16 protein-coding genes are annotated in these 20092 nt (G+C 55.7%); 14 read left to right on the top strand and 2 right to left on the bottom strand.

Translation table 11 applies throughout. The features are described 5' to 3' along the window. The first annotated feature begins 888 nt into the window (after positions 1-888). The 11 genes from VNX88_20025 (at position 889) to VNX88_20075 (ending at position 16303) form a co-directional block, all read left to right on the top strand. Positions 889-2142 (top strand): HlyD family efflux transporter periplasmic adaptor subunit, encoded by a 1254-nt coding sequence (locus tag VNX88_20025; protein ID HWY70964.1) that lies wholly within the window; start codon positions 889-891, stop codon positions 2140-2142. A 182-nt stretch (positions 2143-2324) separates the two neighbouring features. Beyond that, the gene (locus VNX88_20030; protein ID HWY70965.1) at positions 2325-3026 is read left to right on the top strand and encodes an ABC transporter ATP-binding protein; all 702 of its coding nucleotides are present in this window, start codon (positions 2325-2327) and stop codon (positions 3024-3026) included. 86 nt (positions 3027-3112) lie between these two features. Then, positions 3113-5623, top strand: coding sequence for an ABC transporter permease (locus VNX88_20035; GenBank protein ID HWY70966.1), 2511 nt, complete (start codon positions 3113-3115; stop codon positions 5621-5623). 94 nt (positions 5624-5717) lie between these two features. After that, complete coding sequence (locus VNX88_20040; GenBank protein ID HWY70967.1) at positions 5718-8138, top strand: ABC transporter permease; 2421 nt, start codon at positions 5718-5720, stop codon at positions 8136-8138. 90 nt (positions 8139-8228) lie between these two features. After that, positions 8229-10628 carry an ABC transporter permease gene (locus VNX88_20045; GenBank protein HWY70968.1) on the top strand — a complete coding sequence of 800 codons (2400 nt, stop codon included), beginning with the start codon at positions 8229-8231 and terminating at the stop codon, positions 10626-10628. A gap of 170 nt (positions 10629-10798) precedes the next feature. After that, entirely contained in the window at positions 10799-11896 is a 1098-nt protein-coding gene (queA, locus tag VNX88_20050; protein ID HWY70969.1) for a tRNA preQ1(34) S-adenosylmethionine ribosyltransferase-isomerase QueA, read from the top strand. A 35-nt stretch (positions 11897-11931) separates the two neighbouring features. After that, on the top strand, positions 11932-12318 hold the full coding sequence (locus VNX88_20055; protein HWY70970.1) for a RidA family protein: 387 nt from the start codon (positions 11932-11934) through the stop codon (positions 12316-12318). Positions 12319-12321: 3 nt separating this feature from the next. Beyond that, a complete protein-coding gene (locus VNX88_20060; GenBank protein ID HWY70971.1) occupies positions 12322-13119 on the top strand; it encodes an SDR family NAD(P)-dependent oxidoreductase in 798 nt (265 codons plus the stop codon). Positions 13120-13317: 198 nt separating this feature from the next. After that, positions 13318-13983, top strand: a complete 666-nt coding sequence (locus VNX88_20065; GenBank protein ID HWY70972.1) for a hypothetical protein — start codon at positions 13318-13320, stop codon at positions 13981-13983. 191 nt (positions 13984-14174) lie between these two features. After that, positions 14175-15083, top strand: coding sequence for a UDP-3-O-acyl-N-acetylglucosamine deacetylase (gene lpxC / locus VNX88_20070; GenBank protein HWY70973.1), 909 nt, complete (start codon positions 14175-14177; stop codon positions 15081-15083). A gap of 59 nt (positions 15084-15142) precedes the next feature. Beyond that, the gene (locus VNX88_20075) at positions 15143-16303 is read left to right on the top strand and encodes an acyltransferase (protein ID HWY70974.1); all 1161 of its coding nucleotides are present in this window, start codon (positions 15143-15145) and stop codon (positions 16301-16303) included. Here the strand turns inward: VNX88_20075 and VNX88_20080 are convergent, their stop codons facing one another. Next, positions 16304-16612 carry a hypothetical protein gene (locus VNX88_20080; GenBank protein ID HWY70975.1) on the bottom strand — a complete coding sequence of 103 codons (309 nt, stop codon included), beginning with the start codon at positions 16610-16612 and terminating at the stop codon, positions 16304-16306. A gap of 113 nt (positions 16613-16725) precedes the next feature. Further along, positions 16726-18147, bottom strand: a complete 1422-nt coding sequence (locus tag VNX88_20085) for a DUF5666 domain-containing protein (GenBank protein ID HWY70976.1) — start codon at positions 18145-18147, stop codon at positions 16726-16728. Between the two features lie 227 nt (positions 18148-18374). Between VNX88_20085 and VNX88_20090 the strand changes: the two genes are divergently transcribed. From VNX88_20090 to VNX88_20100, 3 genes are all read left to right on the top strand, one after another. Next, entirely contained in the window at positions 18375-18824 is a 450-nt protein-coding gene (locus VNX88_20090; protein HWY70977.1) for a hypothetical protein, read from the top strand. Between the two features lie 104 nt (positions 18825-18928). Further along, a complete protein-coding gene (locus VNX88_20095; GenBank protein ID HWY70978.1) occupies positions 18929-19336 on the top strand; it encodes a hypothetical protein in 408 nt (135 codons plus the stop codon). 89 nt (positions 19337-19425) lie between these two features. Continuing rightward, positions 19426-19893, top strand: coding sequence for an SAM-dependent methyltransferase (locus tag VNX88_20100; protein ID HWY70979.1), 468 nt, complete (start codon positions 19426-19428; stop codon positions 19891-19893). Positions 19894-20092 lie beyond the last annotated feature (199 nt).

The raw sequence follows: 20092 nt of genomic DNA on the forward strand, positions 1-20092 counted from the left end.
ACCCCAAACAGCCGAAGCAACGGCTGTCAGCATGTGTTTCACCTGCGGGGAGGAAAGGTTGAACCCAGCCACAAAAGCCAACGTCAGGCTGAGTACGATAGCGACTTTGCTGCTCTTGGACATAGCGGTGACGAATACCTCGCCCGCTATGAGTGCAAGCCGACGGCCAGAGCTGTGGAAATGTACAAGTGTCTATTTTTCATACAATTACAAATGATTCCCGGCTAGGGAAATTGTGACAGTTCGTCTGCCTCAGAATGAGAACCAGAACAGTAAATGACAGCTAAGACAATGAAAATACGCATGTTATATACGCAGAGACGGGATGAGACATTTTGGCGCAAATAGGGACATATCCCGATGGCGCAATTGGGGCAAGTTCCGGCGAAACTGAGACCGTCTTGGTGAAGTCGGAGGCCAATTTGGCCGAATGTCGGTGCGCCGAAAGACTGAAAACAGGGAGAAATACCGCGAAATTTACGAATTCGGGTCTCAGGATCATCAAATTCTGCCCAGATTTCGCAAAGTTCCCGGAAGTGCGCAGGGAAATAGCAGCGATTCTGGGGATTCTTACGGATAAGCCCTTGGTGGCCAATGGTTTACCTCGGCATTTTGTTCTGGCGTCGTTCATCGGCCAGGGAATCATTAGGGATCTTGCTTCCCGTTTTGGAACAGTACCCCGGTTCAAATGCAGATCCGAAAAGCCTTCCACCGTTCTCGCTTCCTCCGGAGGGCGAACTGCCGTTTCTGTCCGTTTCCGGACATTTTCATTCAGCCGCGAACACAGGTTTACAAAGGCCGTTACGAGGAGTACTGTTTAGCCCTGTTTTTTGAGGAAGTTACAGTCAGCAGCCCTTTGGCAGGTCAAGCGCACTACGGCCAGTAGTCATGGATATTCAGAGACCGTCTAACGCCGCAGCAAAGCGCAAGCGGCGGATCATCTTCTCGGCACTCGCCATCCTCTTTATTGCAGGCGTGACTCTGGGACTTTCGCGGCTGAAGCCAGCCGCTCCAAGCGTTGAGCGCTCCACTATTTGGACCGATACCGTCAAGCGCGGTCCGATGTTGCGGCAAGTTAGAGGTCTTGGAACGCTCGTTCCGGTTGATATTCGCTCAATTTCTTCTCTTACAGACGCCACTGTTGAGCGCCGTCGTATCCTTCCCGGCACTCAGGTTAAAGCGGACACCATCATCATGGATCTCAGCAACCCACAAACCGAGCAGGAAGCGGTGGATGCCGAACTCCAGTTAAAGGCCGCGGAAGCCGACTACAAGAATATCGAAGTAAAGGTCCAAAGTGACCTAATGACCCAGCGCGCCAATGCAGCAACGGTCGGCGCCGATTACACCGATGCCAAGACCAAGGCGGAAATCGATCGGGAACTGTGCAAGTTAGGGGTCATTTCCGGCCAAGCGTGCAAGAGCTCGCAGACGCATGCCGAAGAACTTTCCACAAGAGATCAAATCGAAAAAGAAAGAGTTGCTATCAATACCAAATCTGTAGCGTCTCAATTGGCGGTGCAACAGGCAAAGATCGACGAGTTGAAGGCGCTCTATCAGCTCAAGATCAAACAACTCGACTCATTGCATGTGCGCGCGGGCATCGATGGGGTGCTAACGGAAGTTCCGGTAGTGGAGGGACAGCGTGTCACGGCGGGCACAAATGTTGCGAAGGTCGTGCAGCCGAACCACCTGAAAGCTGAGCTGAAGATCGCTGAGACGCAGTCGAAAGACATCACCTTCGGTCAGCCGGCATCCGTGGATACACACAACGGAGTAATTCAGGGAAGCGTAATGCGCATCGATCCGGCCGTGATTAACGGTACGGTCACGGTTGACGTGAAGCTGGAAGGACAACTGCCTTCAGGCGCCCGCCCAGATTTGAGCGTCGATGGAACCATCGATCTTGATCGGCTGGCGAACGTTCAATTCGTCGGACGCCCCGCATTCGGTCAGGAGAACAGCACAGTAAGCATGTTCAAGCTCGATCCGGATGGCAAAGGGGCAACGCGTGTGACGGTGAAGCTAGGACGCAGTTCAGTGAACGCAGTTGAGCTTCTCGGTGGACTGAGCGATGGCGACCAGGTAATCCTGTCCGACATGTCGCGCTGGGACAACGTTGATCGCATTCGGTTGGAGTAAGACCCGGGAAGAGCGAACACGAAGGTCACGAAGTCTGAAGGCGGAGGTCACGAAGAAATCGAAACAGGGAACAGGGACTTTTGCAATATTCCTCATCGTGACCTCCTCTGTTTCCTTCGTGACCTTCGTGTTCGCCTCGTCGGTTTCAGTTTGGGATTCAAGAAAAATTTTTAGGAGACACAATGGCATCGAACGGCAGGCCGTTAATCACCCTGGAGAACGTAACCAAGATCTTCTACACCGATGAAGTAGAGACGCACGCGCTCTCCGGCATCCATCTCGAGATCCGCGAAGGCGAGTACGTTTCGATGGCGGGCCCGTCCGGTTGCGGAAAGTCGACGCTGCTGTCGATTATCGGCCTGCTCGATACTCCTACTGACGGAACTTACGTCCTCAACAGCAAGACGGTGCAGAGCCTCGACTTCGCCGATCGTGCTCGCATTCGCAACCAGGAGATCGGATTCATCTTCCAGAGCTTCAACCTTATCGGCGACCTCACTGTGTACGAGAACGTCGAGCTGCCGCTCACCTACCGCAAGATGGGCGCGGCGGAGCGTAAAGAACGCGTTCACGGCGCGCTGGAGAAGGTAGGAATGTCGCACCGTATGCGGCACTATCCATCGCAACTCTCCGGCGGTCAACAACAGCGCGTCGCGGTAGCGCGTGCGCTGGCGGGCAAGCCGTCGATCCTGCTGGCGGACGAGCCTACCGGAAACCTCGATTCCCGAAATGGTGAGGCCGTTATGGAACTGCTCCAACAGCTCCATCGCGAAGGGGCAACCATCTGCATGGTGACCCACGACGAGCGTTTCGCCCGCCATGCTGAGCGCACGATTCATCTGTTCGACGGCAAGGTCGTCGAGGAAAGCGTCGGCGTAGCTTAAGTTCCCAAACAGTTTGCGGTGAAAGCGTGCCGCAGGCGCGAAGGGGAAAGTTTGTCTTGGCGGGTCGGAGTGCTAGGGAAAGCAGCATGAACTCTCTTTTCCAGGATCTTCGCTACGGCAGTCGGATGCTGTTCAAGAGCCCTGCATTCACGACTGTCGCGGTACTCACTCTGGCACTTGGCATTGGCGCGAACACGGCGATCTTCACAGTTGTGAATGCGCTGCTGCTGAAAATGCTGCCCCTCAAAGCGCCGCAAGAATTGGTTGTCGTCGGAAATCCAGGGATAGTGAGTTCGCGATGGCACGGAACTCCGGAGACGGATTACTTTTCCTATCCGCTGTATCGGGAATTTCGTGACAACAACACCGTCTTCACGGGGCTGGCAGCGGCCGCAACCGAAGATCGAGTCGAAGTAAACACGAGTTCGGCTGCCGGCGCATCCGAGGAAGTTGACGCTCGGCTGGTCACTGGAAACTACTTTCCCGTTTTAGGAGTGGACGCGGCAGCGGGACGGCTGCTCACCGAAAGCGACGAGACACAGGAAAACGCAAATCCGGTGGCAGTACTCAGCTACGGGTACTGGGAACGAAAATTTGGCTTCTCGGCTGAAATCGTCGGCAAAGAGATTCGCCTCAACGGATATCCGTTCACGATCGTGGGTGTCGCTCAACCGAAATTCCGCGGCGACGTCGTGGGTAGCGATTTCTCGGTCTTCGTACCTCTCACCATGCAGCCAAAGATTATGCGCGAAGAAGGCATACGGAACGATCCAGAGGTTTCGTGGCTCTCGCTCATTGGCAGACTCAAGCCGCGCATTTCAGTGGCGCAGGCCAAGGCTAACGTAAACCTCGTATTCCAGCAGGCTGTCAAAGGATCGTTCGGCGCGCGGCTCAAGTCTGACGATCTGAATGAGATTGCCGGCAAGGAGATCGCCGTAGTTGCTGGAGGCACTGGACTTTCAGGATTTCGCGCGGACTACAGCACCCCGCTGCTTTTACTGATGGGAATCGTTGGATTGGTTTTGCTGATTGCATGTGTGAACGTGGCCAATCTTCTGCTGGCACGAGCCAGAACAAGAAGCAAAGAAATCGCCGTCCGCCTTGCGATTGGAGCCAGTCAAAGACGTTTGCTGCAACAGTTGTTGACGGAAAGCATTCTGCTCGCGTTTTTGGGCGGCGCGTGCGGCGCTGTGCTCGCAATCTGGGGCGTGCGGCTTCTGGTCAGTCTCTTTGGTTCCGACGCAGAATATCTGCCGCTCTCCCCGGATCTCCGTTTGCTCTTCTTTACGTTTGGAGTGAGCCTGCTTACCGGAATTCTCTTCGGACTTGTTCCTGCACTGAACAGTCTGCGAGTGCAGGTAAATCCGACCTTGAAAAACGCGGGGGCTGCGACTTCAGAAACGCGGTGGGGCTTCGGCTGGGGCAAAGGGCTTGTGGCGGGCCAGATTGCACTTTCGCTGCTGGTGCTGTTCGCTTCCACGCTTCTCGGGCGCAGCTTGCAGAAGCTCGTCACGCAAGATCTTGGCTTTGACAGCCGTCACCTGATCGTCGCGCACCCAGGCGCTTCCGACGCAGGTTACAAAGGCGAAGGCGTAAAGCAGCTTGCGCAGGAGCTCACTACGCGCCTTGCTTCCCTTCCCGGAGTTCGCGGCGTCAGTTATTCGAGTCTTGGGCTGTTCAGCGGAGGCGAGTCGTCAGACAAGGTTATCGTCCCCGGATTTACTGGAGCGAGCCGCGAAGACTACAGCGTCCGGGAAGATGCCGTATCGACCGACTACTTTACCGTCCTGGGAATTCCTGTCTTCCTCGGGCGAGGCATCGCTCAGCAGGATACAGCGGGATCGACTCGCGTGGCCGTGATTAACGAATCCATGATGAAGAAGTTCTTTCATGGCGAAAATCCTGTAGGGCGACAGTTCGAGATTGATGACCCAGAGGAGAAGGGAAAGCCACTCACTGTGATCGGCGTCTGCAAAGACGCGAAGGATCATGGCGAGTTTCTGCGCAATGCTACTCCTCCCAGGTTTTATAACGCCTTCCAGCAGTTTCGTGATGCGCGGCACTTCGTGCTGGAAATCGCCACCAAAGGCGATCCCAATTTGGTGTTGGGTGAAGTTCGAAGCCAAATCAAAACAGTGGACTCCAATCTGCCGATTTATTCGCTGTACACAGTGGGTCAGCTCGTCGAGAGGAACGTCAGTAATCGGAGTGTGCTGGCCACGCTCTCGGAATTCTTCGCCGGATTAGCTCTCGTGTTGGCTTGCGTTGGTCTTTACGGAATCATGTCGTACACAGTTGCGGGCAGAATTCGAGAGATTGGCATTCGCGTGGCGCTCGGCGCTCAGCGCAGTGACGTACTTGAGCTCGTGTTGCGCGAAGGCATGCTGCTCGTGTTGATCGGGCTTGGTATTGGTATTCCGCTTTCCTTGGCCGGCGGTCGCATCCTGCACAGCTTCCTATTTGGATTGAAAGCAACGGACCCAGTCTCATTAGCGATCGTGATTGTGCTGCTCGGAGCCGTTGGAGCTGTTGCTGGATTCATTCCTGCACGCCGTGCAACAAAGGTGGATCCGATAGTGGCGCTCAGATATGAGTGATACAGAGTCAGTACCACCCGCGCGGTAGCGGGTGGGTCAGCGGCTTCACCCACCGGCTACCGCCGGCGGTACTGACTTGGACGGCTTGAAACCTATGGAAACTCTCTATCAGGATCTTCGCTATTCACTCCGTAATCTCGCCAAGACGCCTGCCTTCACCGTAGTAGCTCTCATCACGCTAGCGCTCGGCATTGGCGCGAATACTGCGATTTTCAGCGTCGTCAACGCAGTTCTGCTTCGGGCGTTGCCTTACGCCGAACCAGACCGGCTCGTTGTCATCGGACAGAGTGGATACACGTCTGCTCCTCCGGCGAACTTCTTTGACTGGAAGAGTCAGAACCACGTCTTCGAAAACATGGGAGCTGCCGAGGCATGGACACCCAATCTGACCGGTATCGACAAGCCAGAGCAGGTTGTAGGACTGCATGTTACTTCGGATGTCTTTCCTGTATTGGGAGTCAGGCCCTTGCTTGGTCGCGTTTTCGCGCCCGCCGATGATCGCCTCGGCAGTGATCATCAAGTCGTTGTCAGTTACGGCTTCTGGCAGCGACGCTTCTCAGGTGCACGCGATGCCCTCGGCAAAACAATTAGTTTGAACGGTGTTCCCTACACGATTGTCGGGGTTATGCCCAAGCGATTCCGCTTCGCTCCATTTTGGGTCACTAAGGCGGAGATCTGGTCGCCCCTCCCGCTAAGCTCCACCGACCGCGTACGCAACAGCTTGCGTATTTTCGCGCGGCTGAAACCCGGCGTGTCGCTCGATCAGGCGCGAGCCGAGATGGCCACCATCTCTGCGACGCTTGAAGCTCAATTCCCGGGCTCGAACAAAAACGTTGGGGTAATCCCATTGAAAGAAAAAGTAGTAGGCGATATTCGGCCGGCGCTCCTTGTTTTGCTAGGCGCTGTCGGATTCGTTTTGCTTATCGCCTGCGCCAACGTCGCACACATGTTGCTGGCAAGGGCTTCGGCGCGGCAGCGCGAAATTGCCGTCCGATCGGCATTGGGCGCTAGCCGGGCGCGGCTCCTGCGTCAGTTCCTAACGGAGAGCGCTTTGCTCGCCCTGGTTGGCGGCACTCACGGCGTGCTCATTGCCGTTTGGGGACTGCGTGTTCTGCTGGCGTCGGCGCCTTCGGAGATTACTCGCCTGGGAACCATTCAAATTGATGGCACTGTATTGATCTTCGCGCTCGTGATTTCGATCCTTACGGGTCTGATCTTCGGTCTCGCTCCTGCTCTGCAAGGTTTCGCAATGAATTTAGTTGAGACCTTGAAGGGTGGATCCCGGGGTGCTGGCAGCGGCAGGCGCAGCGGACGTTTGCGTGGGCTGCTGGTGGCTTCCGAATTTGCGCTTGCCCTTGTGTTACTCGCTGGCGCGGGACTCATGATCCGAACCTTCGCAGCGCTCGAATCGATCGATCCTGGCTTTAATCCGCGTCACTTACTGACGATGGTCGTCTCGGTCGCCGGCTCGAAAGATGCAAACGCGGACCGCTCCTCCTTTTATCAGCAGTCGCTGGAGCGCATCCGAACACTTCCCGGACTGACTCAGGCCAGCGCAATCAATCATCTCCCGCTTGCCGGAGATATCTGGGGAATTCCATTCTTCATGGAAGGCCGTCCCGAACCGAAACCCGGCGAGGAGCCTCATGGTGCTTATCGAGTGATCCTGCCGCAGTACTTTCGTACCATGAATATCTCACTGCTTGAAGGCCGCGATTTTACTGAGAACGACAACTCTCAAGCGCCGAGCGTCGCAATCGTGAATCAATATCTGGCCAGTCATTATTGGCCGGACGAGAGTGCAATAGGAAAGCGCATCTCCATCGGCATTGGAGTCGAAAAGAAATGGCTCACGGTGGTTGGCGTGATCGCAAATACGATCCGTCACGAATGGACCGACCATCCCGATTCGGAATATTACGTCCCGCTGCTGCAAAGCCAGTGGTACCTGGATAGTCAGTCCGGCGGATTCGCAGCCTATATGAGTTTTGTGGTACGCACGGTCGGAGACGCAGCAGCCCAGACTCCCGCAGTTGAGAACGCGATTCGCTCTCTGGACAAGAGCGTCACACTTTCCGAAATCGAAACTATGGAAGAGGTCGTTGCCGATACAAATGCCCAGCCGCGTTTCTACCTTTACTTACTGGCGGCGTTTGCCGGAGTAGCTTTGGTGCTGGCCGCTGTCGGCATCTACGGCGTGATGAGTCACTCAGTTGCGCGCCGAACTAAAGAAATGGCGGTACGCATGGCGCTGGGAGCGCAGCCGTCGGAAGTGATGCGTCTGGTAGTTGGCGAGAGCATGTCGCTCGCGCTGATCGGCGCGGTGGTTGGGCTCGTCGGCGCCCTGGTTCTCACTCCGTTAATGAAGACACTGCTGTACGGAGTGCGAGCCAGCGATCCCGTGACTTTTGTTCTTGTCGCAGGTGTTCTTGGAGCCGTTGCCGCGCTGGCGAGCTATATCCCTGCGAGGCGCGCTACGAAGGTAGATCCGATGGTGGCGTTGAGATACGAGTGAGACAAAGTCAGTACCATCCGCGGCAGCGGATGGGTCAGTCGCTCACCCACCCGCTACCGCGGGCGGTTCTGACATGACACGAGGTGACCGATGGACACTCTTCTGCAAGACCTTCGCTATGCAGTGCGAATTCTCCTCAAGAATCCTGCGTTCACGCTAATTGCCGTACTCACCCTCGCTCTCGGCATCGGAGCGAACACTGCGCTTTTCAGCGTTGTCAATGCAGTGCTCTTGCGCCCCCTGCCATACGTGCATCCCGAGCAACTCTTCGCGCTCAAAGGCGGGCAATCTTGGCCCGATCTCTACGATATTCAGCAGCAGGCACACTCGCTGGATAAGGTCGGCGCCTATGGTCCGTGGCAATTCGATCTTGTTGGCGCTGGCGAGCCCAAACTGGTCGACGCAGCCCTCGTGTCGCTCGATCTGTTTCCTGCGCTAGGAGTGAACGCTCAGAGTGGCAGAACCCTCGGCAGTGCCGATGACCTGATTGGCGGAGCACGCGTCATTGTAGTGAGCGACCACTTCTGGAAGGAGAACCTCTCGGGCCGGGCCGACGTTATAGGAAGCTCTGTCACGCTCAGCGCCAATAGTTACACGGTTATCGGAGTGATGCCGCCAGGCTTTCGACTGCCTACAGGCACGGCCGAAGTGTATGTCCCATTTCGGGTCGGCTATCCGGAAGCCGCGCCGTATCGTGGCGTTCACATGCACTCGGCGATCGTAAGACTTCGTCCTGAGATCACGGCAACGCAGGCGCAGGCTGAGTTGGACATAATCGCGAAAGGTCTGGCGCAGGCGCATCCAGACGAGAATCGCGATCGCAAATACATTGCTATCTCACTGCAGAACCGAGTCACCGGCAACATTCGTCCGGCGCTGCTCATGTTATTCGCAGCAACAGCGGTAGTGCTTCTGATCGCCAGCGCCAACTTCGCGAACCTACTCCTTTCAAAGACCGCCCGCAGGCGACAGGAGATCGCGATTCGCATGGCTCTGGGAGCGGCGCGTATCCGACTCGTGCGTCAACTGATTACTGAGAGCACTCTGCTCGCACTTCTCGGTGGAGTCGTCGGCCTCGTGCTTGCCTATTGGGGACAGCATGCCTTGGTGATGTTGAAGCCGAAGGACCTGGCAAATATCCCGCAGTTTACGATTGATGGCTGGGTACTTGGATTTGCAGTTGCCGTGTCGCTGCTTACCGGATGCATTTTTGGTTTGCTGCCAACCATCGAACTGAACACGGCCGACGGTGCTGGCTCAATACGGCAGAGCATCACGGTCGCCCAAGGAAAGTTTGCCAACCGTTTGCGTCAAGCTCTGATCGTTGGCGAGCTTGCCCTTTCGCTGATTCTGCTGTGCGGCGCCGGACTGCTGCTTCGTAGTCTGTGGCGCGTGCAAGGCGTCGATCCGGGATTCAATCCTAATGGCGTGCTGGTCTCGCACATCTGGCTGAAGCAAACGCAGTACAACGACGTGGAACCGCAGAATCGCTTCTTCACACAATTGCTCGACAATCTACGCGCAATCCACGGAGCCGAATCGGTAGGACTTGTGACCGAGCTTCCACTCAGCGGGAACTACATCTCCCACAACTTCCTGATCAACGGCAAGCCCCGTCCGCCGGAGGGCACCGAACCGGACGCCGCCACCAACCTCATCACTCCTGACTATTTCAAGACGATGCAGATTCCTGTTCTGGCCGGACGCGCATTCACAGACGCCGATCGCGAAGGCGCGCCTCCAGTGGCGATTATTAACGAAAGCTTGGCTAAGCAATTCCTTGCCGGGGAAAATCCTATCGGGAAAGAAGTGCGTTATGCGCGCCAGAAGACGCCCTACTGGATGACGATCGTCGGAGTCGTTGCCGATACCAAGGATCTGGGCCTCGATGAAGATGAGGGTCCCGCCATCTACACGCCGATGATGCAAAAGCAGGAGCAGTGGCGTCGGTACGCGTTTCTGGCAATTCGGGGCAAAGGTGGAGATCCGCTGGCGCTTGTTCCCGAGATGAAGCAGGCAGTGTGGAGCCTGAACAGCCAAGTTCCCGTCACGTCCGTGTTTCTCGAGTCGTATCTGTTGGAGCAGTCGATCGGACCGCGGCGTATCAACACTCTGCTGCTGATCACATTTGCCGCAACGGCGCTGCTGCTGGCGGTCATCGGCTTGTACGGTGTGATCTCCTACGCAATGGCGCAGCGGACTCGCGAAATTGGCATCCGCATGGCACTGGGAGCTCGACGTGGAGACGTGCTGTCGATGGTTTTCGGAGAAGGATTGTGCCTGGCTCTGATCGGCGTTGCTCTCGGATGTTTGGGCGCGCTAGCTAGCGCGAAGTTTATCTCATCGCTGCTGTTTAACGTGAAGCCACTCGACGCTGTCAGCTTCGTTGGCGGCTCTGTTGTCCTAGTGTTGACAGCGCTGCTTGCCACTTTGATTCCGGCGCGACGAGCTGCGAGCGTCGATCCCGTAGTGGCATTACGGTACGAGTGAGAGGAATCTTCACCACGGAGGCACGGAGACACGGAGACACGGAGAAGAAGCAGGGAGCGACAACTGCTAAACACGCCAAAATGCGATTCAGCAATCCCCTAATCATTTCTCCGTGACTCAGTGTCTCCGTGGTGATTGGATTTTTTCCCTGCAAGTAAAATCGACGACACGTGCTTGTCTCCGATTTCGACTTTCATCTTCCCGAAGAACTCATTGCGCAGGAGCCGCTCGCGGACCGGGCGGCTTCGCGTATGCTCGTTCTAAGCCGGCAGACTCGCGGGTTCAAAGATGATCAGTTCCGGAATTTTCCGGAACACCTTCGCACCGGAGATGTTCTTGTCCTCAACAACAGTCGCGTGTTTCCTGCACGCCTTTTCGGGCATCGCCCTGGTGAACGCGCTCAACCGCTAAGTTCACGCAATCCGGCTTCGCGCGAATTTCTTAAAGGTCGAGTGGAAGTTCTTCTGACGCGGCAACTTGGTAACAATGAGTGGGAGGCGCTGGTTCGGCCGGGACGCAAGCTGAGCATCGGAGAAAAGCTGCGCTTTGGAGAAGACGAAGCCGGACCGGCACTGCTCGAGGCCGAGATCATTGGTCGTGGAGAGTATGGCGAGCGGCGATTGCGTTTTCAGAAAGCGGCAGATTTTTTCGAGAAGCTCGAACGCCTCGGTCACGTGCCCCTGCCGCCTTACATCACCCGTGAAGATCGCTCTGCCGATCGTGATCGTTATCAGACCGTCTTCGCCCGTGATCGAGGATCAGCAGCCGCTCCCACGGCGGGGCTGCACTTCACGCCAGCGATTCTCGATCAGATTCGCGCTAAGGGAATTGAGATTGTCGAAGTCACCTTGCATGTCGGTCTCGGGACCTTTCAGCCGCTGCGCGAGGAAGCTGTGGAGAAGAACACGCTGCACGTTGAGAGCTATGAGATCACCAGTTCGAGCGCTCATGCGATGAATCAGGCGCTCGCAGATCGTCGTCGCATCGTGGGAGTTGGCACCACAGTAGTTCGCGCGCTCGAACATTCCGCTCAGGTGGGTAATGAAAAAGTCATTGCAGGCAAAAGCGAGACTAACATCTTCATCTATCCCGGTTTCGAGTTTCGGGTTGTCGGCGCGATGCTCACGAATTTTCACCTGCCACGCTCGTCGCTTCTCATGCTCGTTTCCGCGTTTGCCGGGCGCGAGCACGTGCTAATAGCGTATGCGCATGCAATCAGTGAGCGATATCGCTTCTTCTCTTACGGTGATTGCATGCTGGTGGAATAGCGTTCGGCTGAAAGCTGAATGCTATCCTGTCTCCCATGAAAGAACAGGTACGAACGCAAGGTGCTCCACAAGCCATCGGTCCCTATTCGCAGGCTGTGAAAAGTGCCGGACTGCTATTTGCTTCGGGACAGGTGGCGCTCGATCCTGCTAGTGGAAGCATTGTCACTGGCGGAATTGTGGAGCAAACGGAGCGCGTGATGAAGAACATCGCCGCTGTTCTGGAAGCTTCGGGCACAGGCTTCGATCAAGTGATCAAATCCACTGTTTTTCTTAAAGACATGGGTGACTTTTCGAAGATGAACGAGATTTATGGACGCTACGTTTCAGGCGAGGGCAAGATTGCGCCCGCACGCTCCACTGTCGAGGTCTCGCGACTCCCGAAAGATGCTCTAGTCGAAATCGAAGTGATCGCTCTTCTGTAAGCCATGTCCAATTCCCAAAATGGAGTGCAGCTCTCGGTCGCCGGGAAGGTTGCTCTTGTAACCGGCGGATCGCGCGGAATCGGCGCCGCGACTGTGAAGATGTTTTGTGCAGCTGGCGCGAAAGTCGCCTTCAACTATCAAAAGGCCAAGGCGGCCGCGGACCGCGTCGTCGCAGACTGCGGGACCGCCGTGTGTGCCATTCAGTCGGAGCTTTCTTCGCCTCAAGATGCTGAGAGACTGGTCAAGACCGTAGTCGGCAACTTCGGGCGCCTCGATTGCCTCATCGCGAATCATGGCATATGGCCGCCGGAGGACGCTCCTATCGATCAAATGTCGGACGAGCAATGGCGCCAGACGATAGCCGTGAATCTCGACAGTGTTTTCGGCCTGATTAAGCACAGTGTGGCGCAGATGAAGAGGCAGGGACGAACCTCAGGGCAGGCAGCCGGCCGCATCGTGATCATCAGTTCCACTGCGGGACAGCGTGGGGAAGCTTTTCACTGCGACTACGCAGCCAGCAAAGGTGCGGTCATCAGCATGGTGAAGGGACTTAGCACGGAGCTAGCGCGTGATGGAATCTACGTAAACTGCGTCGCTCCCGGATGGGTAGCAACTGACATGGCAGCTCCAGCGCTGGAGGATCCTAAGACTCGGGACAGAATCTTCGCCACCATTCCTCTGGGCCGTGTAGGCAAGCCGGAGGAAATCGGTGCTCCAGTCCTGTTTTTATGCACTGAGCATGCGGGCTTCATTACCGGTGAGATCCTGAACGTCAACGGCGGTGCTGTCCTGGTGGGATAGGACCCTGGCTTGCGCCGAGTGTCGTAACATTAATACTTAACTATGAAGTTCCTTCTAATGTGTATCTGCCTGGCCGGCTTGGCTGGTGTGACCCAATCGTCCCCGTCTTCACCGGTCTCCGCCTCCCCGTCTGAAACCAGTACGCAAAGTGCCCCTGTCGACCCCGGCGCAATTAAAGCGAAGGAACTAATCGGGAAAATGGTCCAGACATTGGGCGGCGATGCCTATCTTCACTACGCCGACATACAGCAGGAAGGCCGTACCAACAGCTTCTATCATGGCCAACCCACTGGGGGAACCGCACCGTTCTGGCGCTTCTACAAGTTTCCCGATAAGGAACGCGTGGAAATTACGAAGCAGCGCGATTGGATCATCATTCACAATGGTGATCGCGGCACGGAAACAACCTTCCACGGTACCAAGCCGGAAGATGACGATGTGCATCGAGACTTCCTACTTCGTGATCAATACTCGATGGAGAAAGTGCTGCGCACCTGGCTCGATGCGCCAGGCACGACCTACTTCTACGATGGAGCCGGCTTCACTGACAATCACGAAGTAGAGAATGTCACAATTGCGAACGCCAAGAATCAACAAGTGACTTTCAGCATCGATAGCTCCAAATACCTGCCCATTCGTAAGAGCTTTACCGTCCGTGATCCCACGTACAAAGAGAAGGATACGTATTCGGACATCTATTCGGAGTATCGCCCCGTGCAAGGGATTCAGACGCCGCATGTAGTCACTCGCGTGAAGAACGGAGACATGGTGTCGCAACGATTCCTGAGCAAGGTGATTTATAACCAGGGACTCGCCGACAATCTCTTTGTTCCCCCAACTGCCATCGAAGCCAAAAAGAAGTAGCAGACTCCGCATACATGACGGAGCGCCCGGGCGCTCCGTTGTCTCCACTTGCCTCCGGTAAGGTACCGGGACAACCGGAACGACTGACTGATCTCTGCGTCAAATCTGCCAGCTTCTGTCTCCTATTTGCCACAGTCTAGTTTCTTGATTGCGGGTTATGCTGTTAATTACCAGCATCTTACGAACATTCGTTGGTTCATGAACAAACAATCCGGGAAGCGATCAGCTTCAGCGGCGTAGGTCTGCACAGTGGCGCAGCGGTGAAGATGCGCATCCTGCCTGCCCCGGTGGGAACTGGAATCTGCTTCCAGCGCGTGGATTTGGACGGCTTTTCCATAGAAGCCGTTGGACGCAACGTTGCTAAGGTCAGCTACGCCACGAGTTTGATGAAACGTGGCGTCCTCATTTCCACGACGGAGCACGCACTCTCAGCTTTGATGGGCGCCGGCATTGATAACGCCATCATCGAACTCGATCAACTCGAGCTACCGATACTCGACGGAAGCGCCAAGCCCTTTCTCGATGCAATCCATCGCGTTGGCGTCAAGCGCCAGCGGCGGCAACGAGTTTACTGGCGAATCAGCAAACCAGTTGAGGTCGTCGAGGGCGACAAATTTCTTGCCGTCTACCCAGCGAATCACTATTCGATTTCTTACACCATCGATTTCTCCCGCCCAATCGGCTTGCAGACGTTCGAACTTGATCTCACTCGAGAAGCATACGAATCGCAAATTGCCCCAGCGCGGACATTCGGATTTCTTCGCGACGAGCGTGCCCTCCGCAATATGGGTCTGATTCGTGGCGCATCGGAAGAAAATGCCATCGTGCTAACCGATACTGGAGTCAAGAACGGTCCACTTCGCTTTCCAGATGAATTTGTTCGACACAAAATCCTCGATCTCATCGGCGATCTCGCTCTTCTCGGGCATCGCATACTCGGAAAAGTTGTTGCCAATCGGGCAGGCCACGCGATGCACACCGCGCTCGTCTCACGTCTGTTGAGAGATCATTCACTGTGGGACGAGGCGCACATCTCAAGTGAAGAGACGAGCGAGCGCGTGAGCGAAGTTGAAGAAGCTTCTGCCGCCGCAAGAAGCTGATCGTCTGCAGCATCGAATCGTATACAATCCCCGGAACTCCATCCGGACTGCCTTTCCATATGAACCTCGAAGCGTCTCGCCTACGTCTGCCTGCGCTTACTTCGCTGCGTTTCTTCGCAGCTTTTCACGTCTTTCTGTTCCACATTCAGGCGATGGGAGCTGTCTTCGGGCCGGTCTGGTTTCAGAAGCTGTCGTCGATTGGCTATGTGGGAGTGAGCTTCTTCTTCGTGCTCTCGGGATTCATTCTGGTCTACACGTATGCTGGAAGGCCGGTGAATGCGTTCGATTTCTGGCGTGCGCGCTTTGCGCGAGTGTACCCGGCATACGCAGTTGCGCTCCTGCTAACCCTTCCGTGGTTTCTCTTCGTGGTCCAGCACTACAACGAGATCAAGGTGCCTTTCATGGCATTCGAAGTGGCGCATTTCAAGCTGGCTGCAGCCCTCGAGATCTTGCTGCTGCAATCCTGGGTTCCCCCGGCGGCCTTATCCTGGAATGCCGTGGGCTGGAGTCTGTCAGTTGAGGCCTTCTTCTACCTGCTGTTTCCGCTGCTGATTCTTCGCTACAGCCGCCTTTCACGCAAGCAACTCTTCGCAATCATGGCCGTGTGCTGGCTGGCAAGCAATCTGATTTCGACCAGCTACACCGTGCTGAGGCCGGATGGAATCGTCAACCCCGATTCGAACGTCTACACCTCGTGGATGCACGTCGTGAAGTTCTTTCCGCCAGCGCGTTTGCCGGAGTTTCTTCTGGGCATGGCTGCTGGATTTGTTTTTCTGCGCACTCAACGAAACGAACACATCGCATTGCCGCTGATTGGAGCGGGGATCATCGCAGTTGGAGTTGTTGCCATTTTCTCCAACAAGATTCCGTACGCCATCATCCACACCGCAGTGCTCTCGCCCGCATTTGCAGCGATCATCTACGGTGTAGCGCTGCGCCCACGTTGGACCTCGATCCTCGAGAATCGTCTGCTCGTTCTCTTCGGTGACGCCAGCTACAGCATGTACGTGATTCACGCCAATGTCGTCTTCAGCTTCTTTCACACTCAAACAGGAAATGTCCGCAATGCCAGCTTCCTCGGACTAGGAGAATGCCTGGCGATCGTTCTCGCGATCTCAATATTGATCTATCGATTTGTCGAAGAACCGGCGCGAAGGAAGCTGCGACCCCAGTCAAAAGGAAAGCCTGCAGTGCCTGTGGCCGCAGTAGCAGGAGTTTAGCTATTCCGAAGGGGCCAGCGACTTGAAGGCACGTCCCGCCTTATTCTCGAATCGTTCCTGCAATGACGGTATGTCGCCGTTGCGGGAGTCGCTCTCGATGCGTTCGATGCGATGCATGGGAAAGAAGACGATATTGGCGTCGACCTGATCTCCATCGCGTACCTGCCGGGCAAAGTCGTCGAGTGAATTCAAGTCGATTCCGCGCAGACTCGCTCCTGCGGGAGTGAGTGCGAGGAGCGTGCCCCAAAACTTCTCGCGCGGCATATTCAGAGTGACAACGACAACGTTGCCCTCTGCAAACGGATCCATCACAGCTCGAGCCCTCCCGCAGCTTGCCAACAGGTTACAGTATTCGGCCCGGCGCTCCGTCATCCTTTTGAGACGGATCTATCACACAGGTTCTCTCTGTCATGTGCCGGCAGCTAGTCGTTATTGTCATCCCCATCGTCATGCCCGCCTTCCTCTTCCTCCTCCTCCGCCTGCACGACGCGAGCGACGAGCACGGGATTCCCACTCGAATCCTTTAGCAAGAGTCCAACTACCTCCACGTTGCCAGTGACATTGTTCAATCCTGACAGACTGTGGACACCGCGAAAGCGAGTTAGGTCCGAAGTCATCACCTTTAGGGGCGCGTTGAAGAGAAATCCAAAGAAGCCATTCGCCACCAGCCCAAAACTGCCGTTGTTGCCGGATTGGACCGAGACGGAATTGGGATTGACTTTCCCCTGAAGTCCCTGCGGACGCAGCACGATTCGTCTCGTCGCGAAGCTGGCCGGATTCGTGGTGGTATCAACCGTGCCGCCGACTCCGATCGCCTGTCCCAAGACCAGCGAGCTTGCGCTAAACAGCATGCTGCTGACAGGCAGACGGAAGCGAGCGATGTCGAACTCGGTTGTGGGAGCTATCTTTACGGTTGCTGGAACCCCTGGACTGATGCCGCTCAAAACCGGGATTTCATCGCGAACAAGCAGCGTCATCGAGGTGGCTGCGCCAGTGGAGGGCGTAGCGTTCAACACAATCCCGGACAGGAAAGCGCGATCCGTGGTGGACAACTCTACGTGATCGGCAAGGATGCTGCCGTCCGCCTGAGGTTTACCCGAGACTTCGAGGATTGCAGGAGGAGTAAGCCCCGACAGTCCTGATACGCCCTCGAACTGAGTTTGTGAGTTCACATTAATCGTGAAGTTGCGGCCATTGGCTCGCTGCAGCACAAAGGAATTCCCACTCGTATTGACGGATACGAGCGAGCCCCTCAAGTCATCGATGTGCGCGTCATCATCGTCGATTTTGAGATGGCGTATTCCCACATGCGGCGACACCACGCCGGTGATCTGACCATTAGCGTCCGTTTGCAAAGAATTTCGAAGATCGAAGTGAAAATTCAAACCACCGAGACCGGACTGGTCGACGGTTAGTGGCGAGCTAAAAATTACGCTCACTGTGTTGCTCGTCAACGTTCCATTGATGGTACCCACGGAAGCCGGAGTCGTGCTTAGATCCAGGAACGAAATCACAGGAGATGCGAGCGTCACACTGACGCTCTTATAGGTTCCCGGGGCGACTGAGTTGAGTGCGACCAGGGTTCGCAATCCGAGCAATTGTGAGAATTCAATGGTCGCTGGCTGGGTCAGCACCTGAACCGTGTTTGTACCATCCGACAGGGCGAGGCTGTTGAGCGTGATCCGGAACGACAAAACCGAAGGCAGCGGGGCGTCGCCGCCGGTCACGAAGATCATCGCAGACTGCGGCGAAGCCGGCTGGCTCATTTGTGAATTGCCGCCAGAGCACGATATAAGCCAAAGCGTGAGAGAAGAGATTCCTAAAATGGTAAAGAGCTTGCGCATACTTCCTCCTCCGAGCGTTGGGCACTCGGAAAATCGGGACTATTGAATCAGACGAATCGGCGCAAGTCGAAGCGAAAAACCCGTCTATCCTATCACGTGGAGTGCGCTTGCGTGATTAGTCATGCCGGACGGCAGGGTGTTTCGGCCCATCTTTCCCGCCTTGGCACGAATCTTCTCTAAAACCAGAGGGTTCTAATCAATGGTGCCTTTGCTTCAGGAGATCTTCTATGCGGCTTAAGTTGTTTTTAGGCGTTGTAGTTTGTCTTCTCTCATTGTCGGCGACTTTAATGGGTGCCGCCGATAGCAAATGCGATTGCCCCAAGGACGATCCTTCAACCCATGGTCGCGTGCTGACGCTGATCGATAGTGAACTCTCATCGACAGAAAGAGCGCCTTCCAGCGGGAACCTTGGATTCCCGAAAACCGTTACGGTGTGTATGTTTTTCGATCCGACCAACAAGGGCTATCCGCAGGACCTGAAGCTTGTAGTCGAAGGATCCATCGACGGCCGCATGTGGTTCCCTGCCACGACAGCCGGCCGCGATAGTCAAGCATCCTCCGCCAATGGATGCGTGCAGATCGCTCCGACCCGATATGTCCGTGTGGGTTGGCCGCCCGCCGCGCAAGTGGTGTCGCCCGGGCCGCACGTAGTGGCTCAGGTTGAGGTGAGCTACTAGCGAGCGAATCCGTGGAATGAACAAGCGTCGATATCAAGGCCCTTGGGTTGGACACACGATTGAGCATCATGTAATTTGAGCATTCTCACTTGGAGTCACGTCCGATGCTCACAACCTACAAAGAGATTGTGTATGGCGCAGTATTCGGATTCATAGCATTGCTTCTCGATACGGCTATGGACGCGAAAGCCGAGGGCCAGGGATTTTTCTCTGAGATAGCAACGCATCCCGCCATGATGCTGTACCGTCTGCTCTTCCTCGTTTTTGGAATGTTCATCGGCTGGCTCCTCTGGAGAAATAACCAGCGCGAGCGCGAAGTGCGGAGCGTCATGGAGACGCTGAGGCACTTTCATCAGGAATACGAAGCCCGAGCAGTTGTCCTGCACACGAGCTTGCAGACGCTTCTAACAAAAGATCTGCACTTATCGCCCGAGACCGAAAGCTTGATCCGCAGCGCCTACGAGAATTCACGCGATCTCCAGTCCCTGGCAAAACAGCGGCCAGTTATCTAAGGACGGCTACTGCCGTATGCGCACGCTAAACCTGTAGCACGGCCGCTCTCGGCTGTGATTGAAGTGGTTTATCGCGCGATAATGCGGGCATGAAGCCAATCCACATTGAGCCCATCGGCCACGTGATTTCGGACATCGAGAATCAGCGAGACGAGCAATGGGGAGGTATCGTTGCCGAAATTCGTCTGGACGAGTCACGGTTTGAACCCGTTGCTTTCGATGGGTTGCGAGACTTTTCTCACGTCGAGGTTCTGTTCCACTTCGATCAGGTTCCTGAATCGGGTGTAGCAATGAAAACTCGGCATCCTCGCGAAAATCCGAAATGGCCTGAAGTAGGAATCTTCGCGCAGCGCGGCCGTAAGCGTCCGAATCGCATTGGCGTAACCATCTGCGAGATCGTCTCAGTTAGTGGTTTGTCGTTGCGCGTGCGCGGTCTGGATGCCCTCAACGGCTCGCCTGTGCTCGACATCAAGCCTGTGATGGCCGAGTTTCTTCCTGAGAAGGAGATCGTGCGCCAGCCACAATGGTCGCGGGAACTGATGAGTACGTACTTCTGATTCAACGCGGGTTGCATTAAGCCAATCCCGCACCATTCTCTGCCGTGCCCCTGTTTTAAAAACTGTCATCCCTTCTATAACCACGACGGCTCTGTCAAGGACGAAATAGGCAACACGAGTCCGCTGGCGTGGGCGATGAACGTTGTTTGCCCCGGCCTTTCCCTTATTAGGAGGGGGTTGGTTTTGGTGTTGCCTTTGC

It is taken from the genome of Terriglobales bacterium, assembly GCA_035567895.1.
Lineage (GTDB): Bacteria > Acidobacteriota > Terriglobia > Terriglobales > Acidobacteriaceae > Gp1-AA112.

Coding starts and splice junctions, on each gene's coding strand:
- VNX88_20025 (HWY70964.1), top strand. CDS start 889: ATGGATATTCAGAGACCGTCTAACGCCGCAGCAAAGCGCAAGCGGCGG.
- VNX88_20030 (HWY70965.1), top strand. CDS start 2,325: ATGGCATCGAACGGCAGGCCGTTAATCACCCTGGAGAACGTAACCAAG.
- VNX88_20035 (HWY70966.1), top strand. CDS start 3,113: ATGAACTCTCTTTTCCAGGATCTTCGCTACGGCAGTCGGATGCTGTTC.
- VNX88_20040 (HWY70967.1), top strand. CDS start 5,718: ATGGAAACTCTCTATCAGGATCTTCGCTATTCACTCCGTAATCTCGCC.
- VNX88_20045 (HWY70968.1), top strand. CDS start 8,229: ATGGACACTCTTCTGCAAGACCTTCGCTATGCAGTGCGAATTCTCCTC.
- VNX88_20055 (HWY70970.1), top strand. CDS start 11,932: ATGAAAGAACAGGTACGAACGCAAGGTGCTCCACAAGCCATCGGTCCC.
- VNX88_20060 (HWY70971.1), top strand. CDS start 12,322: ATGTCCAATTCCCAAAATGGAGTGCAGCTCTCGGTCGCCGGGAAGGTT.
- VNX88_20065 (HWY70972.1), top strand. CDS start 13,318: ATGGTCCAGACATTGGGCGGCGATGCCTATCTTCACTACGCCGACATA.
- VNX88_20075 (HWY70974.1), top strand. CDS start 15,143: ATGAACCTCGAAGCGTCTCGCCTACGTCTGCCTGCGCTTACTTCGCTG.
- VNX88_20080 (HWY70975.1), bottom strand. CDS start 16,612: ATGGATCCGTTTGCAGAGGGCAACGTTGTCGTTGTCACTCTGAATATG.
- VNX88_20085 (HWY70976.1), bottom strand. CDS start 18,147: ATGCGCAAGCTCTTTACCATTTTAGGAATCTCTTCTCTCACGCTTTGG.
- VNX88_20090 (HWY70977.1), top strand. CDS start 18,375: ATGCGGCTTAAGTTGTTTTTAGGCGTTGTAGTTTGTCTTCTCTCATTG.
- VNX88_20095 (HWY70978.1), top strand. CDS start 18,929: ATGCTCACAACCTACAAAGAGATTGTGTATGGCGCAGTATTCGGATTC.
- VNX88_20100 (HWY70979.1), top strand. CDS start 19,426: ATGAAGCCAATCCACATTGAGCCCATCGGCCACGTGATTTCGGACATC.